The sequence below is a fragment of the Microcystis wesenbergii FACHB-1317 genome, assembly GCF_014696875.1.
Lineage (GTDB): Bacteria > Cyanobacteriota > Cyanobacteriia > Cyanobacteriales > Microcystaceae > Microcystis > Microcystis wesenbergii_A.
The window spans coordinates 1-13,960 of the sequence record NZ_JACJQV010000185.1; the positions used below are offsets into that span (position 1 = coordinate 1).

The window sequence follows — 13,960 nt, forward strand, 5'->3', positions numbered from 1 at the left end:
AACAATATCAAAACTCTTTCTCTAATGTAAGGATTTTCTTCTTTTTTTAGTGCTTTTTGTAACTTTTCTTTTTGTTCGCAATTCAAGTGATTAGGGGCTGGCATAGCTATTGATATTTGAATAGGTTACTGTTTCTATTATATACTATTTAGATGCTGAACAGCTTACGTCAATCGGATTTACCCAAACCAGTTTATGGTCAAATGTTCGGTCAAAATGTTTGGGTCGGTTTTATTTTATTAGCGGCTATGATTGGGGGAAGTTTATATTAAAACTCCCCCAAAAATGTCCCTAGAGTCAGTTTGTCTATTCTGACTCTAATAATCCCATTACCGTAGCTGATGCGGGTTCACCAGTCATCAAAGCTATCCGTCTTTGAAAATTTTTCTCCACAGCAATACAGGTATTTAAGGGATCTAAAATACCCTTTCTGATTTCCCTTTCCCAAGAATAATTTCTTTCTCGGTGTTTAAATCTTGATAATTGCTGGGTGAAAACAGTAACTACTTGATAAATGATTTTTAAATCGTAAAGAGAGTCAATTTGAGAAATTTTAACCGCTAAATCCCGAAATTGACGGGATATTTCTTGAGCTTGCTCTTGACTACAGCCATGGTCACGATGATAATAATTAACTACTTCTGCCATGTACTGAGCGTGTTTAGCGGCATTTTGAATGCTATGTTGAGCATTTTCCACAGGGGCAAGAAATCGATCTAATAATAGCTGTTGGGCGTAGGCATCGCGAAGGGATGAATTAGAGATTATTTGTAATTCTGCCATTCTTTCTTCATGTTTACGGCGATTTTCGGCATAAATCTCCGTCAGAATAGTATCTAACAGCTTGGGAATCGGATAAAAGACATCAATCATAGGAAAATCTAGCTTAGTTTGTCTAGAGATAAGAAACTCTATTGATAGAATTACCCAAAATTATAGCAGTGATCTGAATAGTCAGGTACGATAAAATCAAGTTAGTAAATTACCGAACCTTAACCAATGTCTAACTCGAAATCTAGTAGCGTTTGGGACCACAAACCCCGTTGGTGTCAACCTTGGTCGATTTTGTTGACAGGAATTACCCTGATTGCCGGCTGTTGGTTTTTAACTCAGCGTCTCTGGTTAACTCTACTCCTATCTATTCCCATACTCCTCTGGTGGTTTGTTTTCCTAATTCTTTATCCGCGGACGCTGCAGCAACAGTTAAACACAGAAAGAATCGGGGAAAGCATTGATTAAAACAGGAAAGACAGGACAGGGATTTTTATCCTGTAATTGACTACTTTCATCTCCGCGAAAAGTGTTCCAACGGAAGGGAGCTTTTTTTTCACTCGACATCCATAAAAGTCTTTTTGCTCGCGTCATCGCTACATACAAAAGTCGGTATTCTTCAGCTTTTTTAAGTTGTCCAGCTTCTAACCAAGCGCTTAAAGGTGGGGGAATAATTGGTATGCTATCGGGGTTTAAATAGCGTTGGTGAACCGCCGCTCGAATTTGCGCCCGGGCCACTTCTGCGAGGGTAAAATCTCCCAAAAATTTCGCCCCATTGGGAACCCAAGGTTTGCCCGGGATAATATCTTCGTGAAGAAAGGGAATAAAAACATAATCCCAGTCTAAACCCTTGGCTTTGTGCATAGTAATAATCGTCAGTTGTCTGGGACGAGTATAACAATCGTCGTTATCTTCTTCCACTCCTTCAAAGCGCTCAGAGGCGATAATTTCATTAAGAGTATTAATTGTATTTTTTAGAGAACTATTACCAGCAGTTTCCTGATAAATACGGGCGGTTAATTTTTGCAATGTGGCTAATTCTGACCCCGAATATTGGAGAGTCATAGCGAAAAAAGATAGGAGTTGATAATGGGGTAATTCTAATCTAGCTTTTAGTAAACTGCAGCAATAACGACGGGCAATTTTTTCGTTAGATTTCAGTTCAGGATCGAGGGGAGTGGGATAAAGAAATTGTTCGGGATAGGTAACTAAAGGATTTAAGTCTTGGGCAGTAATTAAACCCCTAAATTGTAGCACTTCTAAGGCCGCTTTCAGATAATCGGGAGAGTGGGGACGTTCGACAAAAGCCAATAGTTTCAGCATTTCGGCGGGAATTTGGGAAAAGCGATCGATCTCATTAGCTTCAAAAATTCTGATTTGATAACTTTTATAAAAATGGGCGAATTTTTGAGCAAAAAAGTGTCCTTGTCGATTTTCTCTAAGGAGGATAGCGGCATTATGTTGAGGATTTTCTTGGAGTAATTTAACTAGACGTTTTTCAATTAATTCCACTGTTTGATAAATGTCATCTGGTTGATAAATTTCTAATCCTTTTCCCTCCTTAACTGGATTAGGTTGGGGATCTTCAGCACCGACGGGAAGAATCGCTTGAACTCGAAAAGGAGCCTCGGTAACTTTATGATTATCTTTCCCCTGTTTCCAATCTCGATCGACCCATTGTAAAACTAAATTAGCAGCTTCAATAATTTTAGTATTGCTGCGACCTGCTTGGTTCATAGTCGATAAATTGCCTTCGTTTTGACAACTTTCACAAAACCAATTAAAGTAAACAGGATCGGCGGGGGTAAAGGTGGAATTAATCGCTTGATTGGGATCGCCGACGCGAATTAAATTAGGTATTTCCTCGTCATTATTTTTTGCTAAAATAGTAATTAGTTTTTCTTGGAGAGGACTAGAATCCTGTGCCTCATCTTCAAAGACTCCAAAGACAGATTTTTGCCATTGTCGGCGAATTTTTTCTTCCTCTAATACTCGCAAGGCTCCTAAAATCATGTCATCATAATCTATATAGTTTTTCTGACGCATCAGGATTTCATACTGTTGGTACAAACCACTAGCAATAGCGAGAATTTGATAATTATCGTCGGTATAGTGGCTTAATTCCCAGACTTGCTGCGGTGATAATCCCGAACTTTTTAGCTCATGAATGGCCGCATAGGCAAGACTAGGTAAAATTTCGGTTCTCAGCACCGATTGACGGCGTAATCTTTCGGTTTCTTCCCCATCAAATTCTACTCCTTCTAATAACTTTTGATAACGAATTGGATCGGCAATTAGCCATTTTTCCACCGAGTTTCTAATAATTCTGTGGCTAGGAGTCGGAATAACTAAGGTAGAAGATTCGAGGTCTAATCCCGATAATTCCGGGTAACGACGGGCCAATTGTAGGGCCAGTCCGTGCAGAGTTTGGACGCTGAAACCTTGAGCAGAAAGCTGTAAATCTTGCAAGCGTTGTTTAATTTTAGCTTTAATACTAGCGGCAGCCGAGCGGGTGTAGGTGACAATAATTAACTGTTTTTTAGCGTGCAGTTGCTCACGAGCAATAACCATAGCGGCAGCTACGGCCAAACTGTGGGATTTTCCCGCCCCCGGCACCGCAGAAATGGCCATTTTTCCCCCTTGCCAATCGGCTAATTCCTGTTGTCCGGCGCGCAGTTGTTGCCGGAGATTGAACAGTAAATTTTCTCGATTAATTACTTTAGTTTCGCTCATTATGCCCCGCCAATTTTATTTTTAGTTTAATTCTATTACTATTTTAGTTTCTTCTTAAACCAATTGCTGTAAAAGTTAGCTAGAGATAACTAGAATGGGGAGATGGGTTTTTTCAGTGAACAGTAAACAGTAAGCAGTAATCAGTGAAAAGAAAGTAGCGAAGGGCGTTGGGTTTCATGCTTCAACCCAACCTACGTTCATCTTATATTTAATTCCACCCACCCACTTAATCAGTGAAAAGAAAGTTTTCACCTAACACTGTCCACTTAAAACTGTAATCTGATAACTGTAATCTGATAACTGATAACTGATAACTGATCACTGATCACTGATATGTAGCCAATTTTGTTGTACTTCTACCCGAATTTTGCCGGTTAAGGAGGAAGTGGCATCGCGATTAATACCAGTAATGAGATTAACCACTGACTCAACTTCGGCAAAATTAGGCGCTGAGGGTAAATATTGAGCCAAAAATAAACGAATCACTCGTCTTTGTATCGCTAGAGGTAGAATTTGTAAAGGGGAGCGATCGAGTCTTTTTTGATCTAGATCAATAACCTGACGAAAAATATCCCGGGCAATACTATCTAAATAATCGCTTTCTGCCTCCAAAATTTCAGCAGTTTGGGCGAGATGTTTTTCAATTTGGGGATTTAAATTAGTTTGCAGGTAGGGTAATAATTCCCGACGGATGCGATTGCGAGCATAGCGTAAATTTTCATTAGCTCGATCGTACCAGATCGGTAATTCTCGACTTTGACAAAAAGCGAAAGTTTCCCTGCGAGTAACATTTAAGAGGGGACGGACTAAAAAAATATCTGGGGTTAAACTTGTCAACCAAGTTAAGGCAGAAAGTCCATCACTACCGGCCCCGCGCATGAGATTATAAAGAAAAGTTTCCGCTCGATCGCTCCTCGTGTGTGCCGTGAGAAGATAATTAAAACCCTGTTCTTGGGCGATTGTTTGTAAAGCTTGATAACGCCATTGTCGGGCCTTGGCTTCTGTTTCCGCCATGGGGGGTGCGGTGGCAATATAAACGGGTAATTGCCAAATTTCGGCGATTTTCCGCACATGAGCCACTAATCCTCGGTCGCAGGACCAACGGTGATCACAATGAGCGATCGCTAGTTGCCAACCCCAACGAGAGCGCAAATCCAGCAATAATTGACCTAAACAGAGGGAATCCTGACCCGCAGACAATGCCACTAACAGAGACGCATTTTTAGGTAGTAATTGTCCCTTTTTCACCGTGGTTTCCAGACGAGTATGGAGAGGTGTCCAAAAATTAGCCAAAATTTTTAGATTTATTTACTTGACAAATGACAGATAACCAGAAAAGGAGAAGGGAGAGGGAATTATGAATTATGAATTATGAATTATAAATTGGGAAGTATTTTCAGTGAACGGTAAACTGATAACTGATAACTGATAACTGATAACTGATAACTGATAACTGATAACTGATCACTGATAACTGATCACTGATAACTGATCACTGATAACTGATCACTGATAACTGATCACTGATAACTGATCACTGATAACTGATCACTGATAACTGATCACTGATAACTGATAACTGATAACTGATAACTGATAACTGATAACTGATTTAACCTTGCCAATTAACCCAATCTTGGGGTTTTAGGAAGACATCATAGAGTTTTGCTTCTGGGGTGTTTGGTGCAGGTTGATAACAGTATTCCCAACGGACTAAAGGAGGTAAAGACATCAAAATCGACTCGGTACGACCGTTAGTTTGCAACCCAAAAATTGTGCCACGATCATAAACTAAATTAAATTCTACATAACGACCGCGACGATAGAGTTGAAACTGACGTTCTCTGTCACCGTATTCCGTCGAGCACCGTTTCTGGACAATGGGAACATAAGCGGGTAGAAAAGCCCGGCCACAGTCATTAATGAAACTAAAAATTTCTTCCCAGTTGCGGGGTTGTTGGGGAGATAATTTCTCTGAATAGATAGCGGCATCACTTTCGGCAAAGGGACCCCGATAGAGAGGGTCTAAACCGTCTTGGTAATCAAAGAAAATCCCGCCGATACCTCTGGCTTCCTGACGATGATTGAGATAAAAATATTCATCACACCAGCGTTTAAAAACGGGATAATATTCGGGATGATGTTGGTCGCAAACCTGTTTAAAAGTGCGGTGAAAATGACTAGCATCTTCTTCAAAAGCATAGTAGGGAGTTAAATCGGCACCGCCGCCAAACCACCAAACTGGACCGGCTTCAAAATAGCGATAATTGAGGTGAACCGTGGGAATATAAGGATTACGAGGATGTAAAACCATCGAGGTTCCCGTGGCGTAAAATTGATGACCGGCAGCCTCGGGCCGTTGTTTGGCAATGCTAGGAGGTAATTCTTTCCCCCAAACTTCCGAAAAATTCACCCCTGCTTGTTCAAAAATTCCCCCTTCCCGCAAAACTCGCGAACGTCCGCCGCCACCTTCGGGCCTTTGCCAACTATCTTCGATAAATTTTGCTTGTCCATCCACTTCTTCTAATCCCTGACAAATTTCATCCTGTAGGGATTTCATAAATTCACTGACGCGGCTACGGCTGTCACTGGCGGGCAAATTGGCAAGGGTGGGGGTTGTGGTGAATGCAGTCATACTCAAGGATCAAAATTGATAACTCAGTGATTATATTACTACTGGGTGATGAAACGGACGCTCTTCGATACTTAACTTAACATTTAGACGGATTGGGGGTTTTTCAGTGATCAGTGTTATCTAAACTACCGCCTGAATTAACACAAAAGGTTGCACGATTAGTGTATTAAAAAGGTTATCGGGATGGGAATTCCAATCGCTTAATTGCTCTTGTGTCGGTTTTTCTAGTAGTTTTTCCCCGATCCAATTCTGCACTTGAGCAACCTGATCACTGGCGATCGCTTCTGCCACTTCGATTAAATTGAGGGAATCCGAAACCACGATCAGCGCATCCCTTTGAGCATGGGGGATCAAGTCACTCCACTCCACTTCGGCTAATTCCTCTAATAACTGCTCGTGAATATTACCCATACTGTCAATCCTTGCGAAAAAGCTCGCTCAATAACGAATTAGCTCCTCTTTCTAGCATACAGGCAAAGGGACAGCCGATTTCCCCATTCATAGTAATGTTAAGCTAAAATATAACGAACGTTCGATATTAAACTTATGCCTAAGATAGTGGATGTAGAACAATACCGAAAAGAACTCCTCTTAAAAAGTGCCGAACTCTTTGCCGAGAAAGGCTACGCTGACATGACGACGAGAGAATTAGCGCAAGGATTGGGAGTGTCCACGGGAACGCTGTACCACTACTTTCCCAGTAAAGCGGCACTTTTCGAGCAATTAGTCGAGGAGATGTGCCGGCAGGATGTTTTATTAGCTAAAGCCGAGATTGATCGAGGAAAAACCCTGACAGAAAAGCTAAAAATTCTCGGCAAATTTATGACTAATCGCGAGGATTACTGCATCAAACAATTATTCTTATGGATTGATTATTCTCAATATCAAGGACGAGAAGAACTGAGTCGTAGTCAACTTTTTGAGCGCGTTGATCACCGCTATCATCAGGCAGTAATCGAGATTTTAGGTATTAGCGATCCGAGTGTAGCTTGGTTAGTTGTCAGCGTTATTAATGGACTGATATTAGAGCGCCTGTGGTGCAATGAACAGATTGCGATCAATGAACAAATGGAATTATTAGGTAAAATTCTTACTACTTATTTGCAGAAAAAATGTTAACCCCCAACAATCACTTATTAACTAAAAAATTATGAAAGGTAAAACTTTTGTGAAACCAAATCAAAAGTTAATAATCGGGTTAATAGTATTAGGCACGGGATTATTAGGAATAACCACCTTTTATAGTCTTTCCCAAGTCGCCCCCAAACCCGAAACCAAAACCCCTGTAGTTGCCTCGCCCGCACCGCAAAAAATCACCGCTTTAGGCAGAATTGAACCGAGGACAGAAATTATCAGCATATCTGCCCCGATGTTGCTTAATTCCGATCGAGTCATACAATTATTAGTCGATGAAGGAGATAGCGTCAAAACGGGACAAATAATCGCCATTCTCGAAAGTCAGGAAAGATTAGAGGATAACCTGCAACAGGCACAAGAACAGGTGAAAGTAGCCGCAGCCAAACTAGAACAGGTGAAAGCTGGGGCAAAAGTCGGAGAAATCGACGCTAATGCCGCTAACGTGCGGAAAATCGAGGCACAATGGGTAGGGGATCAAGCAAACCAACGGACAACTATCCAAAGATTAACAGCGCAATTAGAAGGGGATATAGCCGCCCAAAAAGCGACAATTGGCAAATTAGAAGCAGAATATCGCAATGCCAAAGCTGAATTTGATCGCTACGAAAAACTCTATCAAGAAGGGGCAATTTCCGCCTCTAGTTTTGATAGTAAAAGACTGAATTTAGAAACCAGTAATCAACAATTAACAGAAGCAAAAGTTACCCTAGAGAGAATTGAAAGCACCGGTAAACAACAGATACAAGAAGCCAAGACTACCCTAGCCCGGATTGAATCCACCGGTCAACAGCAGCTCAAAGAGGCCAGATCCACTTTAAATCAAGTCTCAGAAGTGCGGGGAGTCGATGTGCAGGCAGCCGAAGCGGAGGTAAATGCTGCCCTAGTTGCCGTTAAAAAAGCCCAAACCGAGTTAAATCAGGCTTATATTCGATCGCCAATTACCGGCAAAGTGATTAAAGTCAATACCCGTATCGGGGAACAAATCAGCGATCAAGGAATTGTTGACCTCGCTGAAACCGATCGCATGGAGGTAATTGCCGAAATCTATCAAAGCGATATCGGGAAAATTCGCAAGGGACAAACTGCCACGATTACTGGATCGGCGTTTAAGGGCGAAGTTAGCGGAAAAGTGCGCTTAATTGCTTTAAAAGTTGACCAACAAAATATCTTCAGCAATCAACCGGGAGAAAACTTTGATCGCAAAGTGATCTCTGTCCGCATTGCCTTAGATCGCGAAAACAGTGAAAAAGTGGCAGGTTTAACCAATTCCCAAGTAACTGTAACTATCAATGAGTAGGTTTTCCATGAAACTAACCCATCTATTCAAAAAAACGCCCCTATCTTGGTTACAGGTGACGCGAGAGAAAACCCGTTTGATCGTAGCTATTGCCGGGATTGCTTTTGCCGACTTCCTAATTTTCACGCAGTTGGGGTTTCGGGATGCCTTATTTGATGCTTCCGTTAAACCCCATTATGTCCTCGATGCGGATTTAGTCCTGATTAATCCCCAATTCGACACCCTCTTTGCCGTGAAAAGTTTCTCACGCGATCGCTTGTACCAAGCTAAAAGAGTCGAGGGCATTCAATCTATAGCCCCAGTTTATATTGCTTCGGCCCAGTGGCGCAATCCCGAAACTTCCCTAGAAAGAACTACTTTAGTCTTTGGTTTTGATCCCAGTCAACGGGTTTTTACCCTCCCAGAAGTCAATCAAAAATCCAGTGATCTGAAGATGTTAAATCGCGTCTTGTACGATCAAGCAGGAAGACCAGAATTCGGTCCAATTGTCGATCTACTCCACAAAAACCCCGATTTGACAGTCCAGTTAAATGGAAAAGAGGTACAGGTAGCGGGAATTTTTACCCTTGGTGCCTCCTTTGCTGCCGATGGTAACGTCATTAGCAGTGATTCTACCTTTTTAAGGCTCTTTCCCGAACGTCAACCCCACGAAATCGATATAGGACTGGTGAAACTGCAACCGGGGGCAAATATCGAAGCAGTTAAGGGCAATTTACAGGCACTTTTCCCTAAAAATGAAGTAATAGTCCTTACTTTAGAAGAATTTGCTGAAAGGGAAAAAACCTATTGGGCAAATGGTACAGCCATTGGTTTTATCTTTGGTTTAGGTACAGTAGTCGGTTTTATCGTCGGTATCGTCATTGTCTATCAGATTCTCTATTCCGATGTCACCGATCACTTACCCGAATACGCTACCCTAAAAGCTATGGGTTACGGTGATTGGTATTTAGTCGGGGTTTTGATGCAAGAGGCTTTATTACTAGCGGTTTTGGGGTATATACCCGGGTTTATCGTCTCTCTCGGTGTTTATCATCTCGCTTCCTCCGCTACACTTTTACCCATAGTGATGACTACCGCTAGGGCGATCGAAGTTTTAATCCTGACAATTATTATGTGTATTGCCTCTGGAATTGTCGCCATGGGCAAATTAAGGACAGCAGATCCAGCCGATATTTTTTAAACTATCAAGGGTGAAATAATGCGGATTTTTCAAAAAGAGCGAGAATTAGTCGATTTTAGCCCTAATGAACCCGTAATTGCCATTAAAGGCTTAAATCACTATTTTGGCACGGGGGAATTAAGAAAACAGGTTTTATACGATATCGATCTGGAAATTAAAGCGGGGGAAGTAGTGATTATGACTGGTCCTTCGGGATCGGGGAAAACTACTTTATTGAGTTTAATGGGAGGTTTGCGATCGGCACAAGCGGGCAGTTTAAAAATTCTCGGCCAAGAAATGTTAGGAATTGGTAAGGGCAAAATGCTGAAAATTCGCCGACAAATTGGCTATATTTTTCAGTCACATAATTTACTAAAATTCCTGACAGCGAAACAAAACGTGAGGATGTCTTTGGAACTGCACGAGGAGTTTTTAGAACAAGATCTCGATCAAAAAGCGGCGGCAATTCTAGAGTCAGTCGGTTTAGGCAACCGCGTTGATTACTATCCCCATGATCTATCGGGGGGACAAAAACAACGGGTTGCGATCGCTCGCGCCCTCGTCAGTCATCCCAAATTAGTCCTCGCTGATGAACCGACCGCGGCCTTAGATAAACAATCCGGGCGGGATGTGGTGGAAATCATGCAGAAATTGGCAAAAGAACAAGGTTGCACGATTTTACTCGTCACCCACGATAACCGGATTCTCGACATCGCCGATCGCATTGTCAATATGGAGGATGGTCGTTTAAACGATTAACTGCCGAAAAATTACTTGCCAAAAATCGGACTTTCATGTTAAACTAAAATAATGTCATCTTGGAGAGGTGGCAGAGTGGTCGAATGCGGCAGATTGCTAATCTGTTGTACGAATCGTAAGACCGTACCGAGGGTTCGAATCCCTCCCTCTCCGTATTTTTTGGGTAGGTTCGATGACTGCTCCCCAGGATTATTTCTGCTCCGTATATGGTCCGGTTGCCTCTTGGCGTTTCGGCAGTTCCTTGGGCATCGATCCGATTGGTTTAGTTTCCACCTGTTCCTTTAACTGTGCCTACTGTCAGTTAGGAGAAATTGAGCAAAAAACCGAGCAACGAAGAGTTTTTATCACCAGCGAACAAATTAGCAGGGATTTAAGTGCCTTTGCTCCTTGGGACGTGGATATAGTCACGCTCAGTGGTAGCGGGGAACCCACCCTCGCCCTCAATTTAGGGGAAATACTGGCCACCGTCAAGGAAATAACCAGGCGGCCGGTGGCGGTCTTAACCAATAGTACCCTCTTGGGAGATGCCCAAGTGCGTCAAGACTTGAGCAAAGCTGATATCGTCGCCGCTAAAATCGATGCTGTTTCCGAGGCCCAATGGCGACGGGTTAACCGTCCGGTCCCCAGTCTGGATTGGCAGGAGCTTTGGTGGGGATTAAGACAATTTCGCCAAGAATGGTCGGGAAAACTAGCAATTCAAACCATGGTACTGGCTTCTTGGTCGCCCCAAGATCAAGACCGATACATCGATTTGATGCAACAGCTACAACCGGATGAAATTCAACTTAACACCCCGACCCGTCCCCGGGCCAGACAAAGACAATTAGAAACCCGCGGTAATAATCCCCTCAGCGCAGGCGACGGAATGCAAATTCTCAAACCCGTAAACGCTGAAATATTGGCAATTTGGGCGGAAAAAATCGCCACGGCCACGGGAATTACCGTGCGCTGTGTGCCACTTACCGCCACAAGTCTCTAGGGCTTCGGCCGGGGTTTTTCTTCTTTCGGCTTGACATTAAAATAAGCCTCCATTACCTGACGTACCATGGGTGCGGCCACTTTACCACCACCACCGCCAGAATGTTCCGCAAAGGCGACCACGACAATTTCGGGCTTGTCGAAGGGTGCGAAAGCTCCAAACCAAGCGTGGGACTGCCCCGGAGGTGCTTCTGCCGTGCCGCTTTTGCCCGCTACAGGCGGTAAAGCGGGGTCCGATAGGGCCCGCCCCGTTCCTTCCGCTACCACGGCTCTCAGGGACTTTCTCAGGGTGTCTAGGGTGCTAGGTTTCATGTTCAAAGACTTTCGCCATTCCTTAACATCCCGGGCATCCTGTAAAAGGTGCGGTTTCACCAAAAAACCACCGTTAGCGGGGACAGCAAACATCACAGCTACCTGTAGGGGAGTCGCTAGGGTAAATCCTTGACCGATCGACATATTAATCGTATCCCCTACGGACCAATCCCAGTTTTTAAAATTACGCAGTTTCCAATCGCGATCGGCAATTAACCCCGGAGTTTCTTCCGCTAATTCTATCCCGGTTTTCTGACCGAAACCGTAGCGCCGAGCCATGGCAATTAAAGCCGGCCCCCCCACCCCGCGACCAATTTGACCGTGAAAAGTGTTACTACTCATGGCCATGGCCCGGACAAAACCGATCGGACCAAAACCGGCGTGATTCCATTCCCCGAAAGCTGTCCCCCCCACATAAAGAGCGGCAAAGGTATTTAAGACCGTATTGGGGGGAAATTTCCCCGATTCCATGCCGGCAGTGGCAGTGACGACTTTAAAGGTGGAAGCGGGGGGAAATCCTTGGAGAGCGCGGTTAACAAACGGGTTGCCCTCCGCTTGTAGTTTTTTCCAGGTGGCGGTGGTAATTGGGGCCGAGAAAACATTGGGATCAAAACTAGGATAACTGACCATGGCCCGCACGGAACCATCCCGGGGATCGATCGCCACGATCGCACCTTTGCGTTTTCCTAAAGCGGCCTCGGCGGCTTTTTGGAGTTTTAAATCTAGTGTCAGGGTGACATCTTGCCCCGGTTTAGCAATTTTTTGGCCGAGAATTTGGATTACTTGTCCCGATCCGTTGACCTCTAACTGCATTCCCCCCCATTCTCCCCGCAATTTTGACTCGTAGGCGGCTTCTACACCCATTTTACCGACGACATCTCCCAATCGGTAGCCCTGGGGTCTTTTGGCTTTATATTCCTCCGGGGTTAGTTCCCCGGTATAACCGAGAATATGCGCCCCGATTTTACCATTGGGATAGTAGCGCACTGATTCCACGTCCACTTCAATGCCGGTTAATTCGTCTTTGTATTCCTCTAGGGCGATAATTTGGCCTGGAGTTAAACCCCTAGCGATGCGGATCAGGGTGGAGGGGTTTTCGTCCGCTTCGTTAATGCGTTTTTCTAGGTCGCTTCTGGGAATGCCTAAAATACTGGCTAAACGGTCAAGATTGAGTTTTTGGGCGGGATTACGCTGGGATTTGGGCCAAATATAGGCCGCATGGGTTAAGCGGGCCGTAGCCAAAACTTTGCCATTGCGATCGAATAAGTTGCCCCGGACTGGGGGTTTGGGAAGAATGCGAATCCGGTTATTTTCTGCCCTTTCTCGGTTAATTTGTCCTTGCTGCAGTTGTAAATAGGCCAATCGTGAGCCGACTCCTCCTAGCAGGACAAGGCTAATTAAGCCCATAATTAGCCATGACTGACGCTGACGACCGACTAGACGCTCCTTATCTTTGATTTTATTCTGTAATTTATTCGGCGCTGGCCGCGTCGGCGAGGTGAGCGGTTTTTTCGGTTTCAGTTTGACTTTGGTTTTTGATAGGAGTCCGCTATTACGCATTTGCTTAAAGTTAAAAATTTAAAAGTTATTAGGGCAGTTATCAGTTATCAGTTATCAGTTATCAGTTATCAGTCATCAGTTATCAGATTTGAGTTCTAAGTGAGCAGTATGTATTAAGTGAGCAGTATTAAATAGTAGTTTGCCACTGTCTTTTCACTGATTACTGTTTACTGATCACTGCTTACTGATCACTGTTCACTGATTACTTTTTACTGATCACTGCTTACTGATCACTGTTCACTGAAAAGGACGCAATACTAGGTGATTTAGCTCCTTTCTTGACTAAAGTTAAGGTAATCTGCAATATATATTAACAAAATAGGAGTAAATGCTCGGATAAATTTTAACTTTTGTCAACTTGCCTTGATTTTTCAAAAATACTCAGCAAGGATCTGTCAGAGAGCTTTGATAGGAATTGCTAATAGTTACGATTAAAATGGCATCTTGGGCGAATAATCCAGCAGTTTCGGCAAATTCGCCCGCGTTTAGCCTTTGAAAATAGCGATAGATGATTGGTTCCGTGATACCGGCGATCGAGATTTCAGGAAAGGAAACTGGCGCAGACATATAGTTTAAGAGTCTTTTGTCAAGTATTTCTTAACTATATGTAACATTATCC

At 43.4% G+C, this 13,960-nt stretch carries 13 protein-coding genes, 1 tRNA gene and 1 pseudogene; 8 read left to right on the forward strand and 7 right to left on the reverse strand.

The features are described from left to right. Positions 1-164: 164 nt before the first annotated feature. Positions 165-272: pseudogene (ubiA, locus tag H6F92_RS18095) on the forward strand (4-hydroxybenzoate solanesyltransferase); the annotation flags it as partial. 34 nt (positions 273-306) lie between these two features. Here the strand turns inward: ubiA and H6F92_RS18100 are convergent. Further along, positions 307-873: a hypothetical protein gene (locus H6F92_RS18100; RefSeq protein ID WP_190358970.1), complete on the reverse strand. Its 567-nt coding sequence runs from the start codon at positions 871-873 to the stop codon at positions 307-309. Positions 874-999: 126 nt separating this feature from the next. Here H6F92_RS18100 and H6F92_RS18105 point away from each other — a divergent pair, with 126 nt between their 5' ends. Beyond that, positions 1,000-1,239, forward strand: coding sequence for a DUF6737 family protein (locus H6F92_RS18105; RefSeq protein WP_016514583.1), 240 nt, complete (start codon positions 1,000-1,002; stop codon positions 1,237-1,239). Here the strand turns inward: H6F92_RS18105 and H6F92_RS18110 are convergent. The 4 genes from H6F92_RS18110 to H6F92_RS18125 all read right to left on the reverse strand — a co-directional run bounded on the left by H6F92_RS18110 (position 1,204) and on the right by H6F92_RS18125 (position 6,550). Further along, complete coding sequence (locus H6F92_RS18110; protein WP_190358971.1) at positions 1,204-3,504, reverse strand: ATP-dependent helicase; 2,301 nt, start codon at positions 3,502-3,504, stop codon at positions 1,204-1,206. The two genes, H6F92_RS18105 and H6F92_RS18110, sit on opposite strands and share 36 nt — an antisense overlap. Positions 3,505-3,822: 318 nt before the next feature. Next, entirely contained in the window at positions 3,823-4,797 is a 975-nt protein-coding gene (tilS, locus tag H6F92_RS18115; protein WP_190358972.1) for a tRNA lysidine(34) synthetase TilS, read from the reverse strand. Positions 4,798-5,116: 319 nt separating this feature from the next. Continuing rightward, positions 5,117-6,139, reverse strand: coding sequence for an oxygen-dependent coproporphyrinogen oxidase (hemF, locus tag H6F92_RS18120; protein WP_190358973.1), 1,023 nt, complete (start codon positions 6,137-6,139; stop codon positions 5,117-5,119). 120 nt (positions 6,140-6,259) lie between these two features. Beyond that, complete coding sequence (locus tag H6F92_RS18125) at positions 6,260-6,550, reverse strand: DUF2288 domain-containing protein (protein ID WP_190358974.1); 291 nt, start codon at positions 6,548-6,550, stop codon at positions 6,260-6,262. 135 nt (positions 6,551-6,685) lie between these two features. Between H6F92_RS18125 and H6F92_RS18130 the strand changes: the two genes are divergently transcribed. The 6 genes from H6F92_RS18130 to H6F92_RS18155 all read left to right on the forward strand — a co-directional run bounded on the left by H6F92_RS18130 (position 6,686) and on the right by H6F92_RS18155 (position 11,470). Further along, positions 6,686-7,258, forward strand: a complete 573-nt coding sequence (locus H6F92_RS18130) for a TetR/AcrR family transcriptional regulator (RefSeq protein WP_190358975.1) — start codon at positions 6,686-6,688, stop codon at positions 7,256-7,258. 31 nt (positions 7,259-7,289) lie between these two features. Further along, on the forward strand, positions 7,290-8,573 hold the full coding sequence (locus H6F92_RS18135) for an ABC exporter membrane fusion protein (protein ID WP_190358976.1): 1,284 nt from the start codon (positions 7,290-7,292) through the stop codon (positions 8,571-8,573). Between the two features lie 7 nt (positions 8,574-8,580). Continuing rightward, positions 8,581-9,753, forward strand: a complete 1,173-nt coding sequence (gene devC / locus H6F92_RS18140) for an ABC transporter permease DevC (protein ID WP_190359005.1) — start codon at positions 8,581-8,583, stop codon at positions 9,751-9,753. Positions 9,754-9,771: 18 nt separating this feature from the next. Further along, complete coding sequence (locus H6F92_RS18145; protein ID WP_190358977.1) at positions 9,772-10,491, forward strand: DevA family ABC transporter ATP-binding protein; 720 nt, start codon at positions 9,772-9,774, stop codon at positions 10,489-10,491. Positions 10,492-10,552: 61 nt separating this feature from the next. After that, positions 10,553-10,644 (forward strand) — tRNA-Ser (locus H6F92_RS18150). Positions 10,645-10,663: 19 nt separating this feature from the next. After that, entirely contained in the window at positions 10,664-11,470 is an 807-nt protein-coding gene (locus tag H6F92_RS18155; protein WP_190358978.1) for a radical SAM protein, read from the forward strand. Here H6F92_RS18155 and mrdA read toward each other — a convergent pair. Further along, on the reverse strand, positions 11,467-13,341 hold the full coding sequence (mrdA, locus tag H6F92_RS18160; protein ID WP_190358979.1) for a penicillin-binding protein 2: 1,875 nt from the start codon (positions 13,339-13,341) through the stop codon (positions 11,467-11,469). The genes H6F92_RS18155 and mrdA overlap by 4 nt on opposite strands. Positions 13,342-13,722: 381 nt before the next feature. Further along, positions 13,723-13,908, reverse strand: coding sequence for a hypothetical protein (locus tag H6F92_RS18165; RefSeq protein WP_190358980.1), 186 nt, complete (start codon positions 13,906-13,908; stop codon positions 13,723-13,725). Positions 13,909-13,960: the final 52 nt, after the last annotated feature.

Coding starts and splice junctions, on each gene's coding strand:
- H6F92_RS18100 (WP_190358970.1), bottom strand. CDS start 873: ATGATTGATGTCTTTTATCCGATTCCCAAGCTGTTAGATACTATTCTG.
- H6F92_RS18105 (WP_016514583.1), top strand. CDS start 1,000: ATGTCTAACTCGAAATCTAGTAGCGTTTGGGACCACAAACCCCGTTGG.
- H6F92_RS18110 (WP_190358971.1), bottom strand. CDS start 3,504: ATGAGCGAAACTAAAGTAATTAATCGAGAAAATTTACTGTTCAATCTC.
- hemF (WP_190358973.1), bottom strand. CDS start 6,139: ATGACTGCATTCACCACAACCCCCACCCTTGCCAATTTGCCCGCCAGT.
- H6F92_RS18125 (WP_190358974.1), bottom strand. CDS start 6,550: ATGGGTAATATTCACGAGCAGTTATTAGAGGAATTAGCCGAAGTGGAG.
- H6F92_RS18130 (WP_190358975.1), top strand. CDS start 6,686: ATGCCTAAGATAGTGGATGTAGAACAATACCGAAAAGAACTCCTCTTA.
- H6F92_RS18135 (WP_190358976.1), top strand. CDS start 7,290: ATGAAAGGTAAAACTTTTGTGAAACCAAATCAAAAGTTAATAATCGGG.
- devC (WP_190359005.1), top strand. CDS start 8,581: ATGAAACTAACCCATCTATTCAAAAAAACGCCCCTATCTTGGTTACAG.
- H6F92_RS18145 (WP_190358977.1), top strand. CDS start 9,772: ATGCGGATTTTTCAAAAAGAGCGAGAATTAGTCGATTTTAGCCCTAAT.
- H6F92_RS18155 (WP_190358978.1), top strand. CDS start 10,664: ATGACTGCTCCCCAGGATTATTTCTGCTCCGTATATGGTCCGGTTGCC.
- mrdA (WP_190358979.1), bottom strand. CDS start 13,341: ATGCGTAATAGCGGACTCCTATCAAAAACCAAAGTCAAACTGAAACCG.
- H6F92_RS18165 (WP_190358980.1), bottom strand. CDS start 13,908: ATGTCTGCGCCAGTTTCCTTTCCTGAAATCTCGATCGCCGGTATCACG.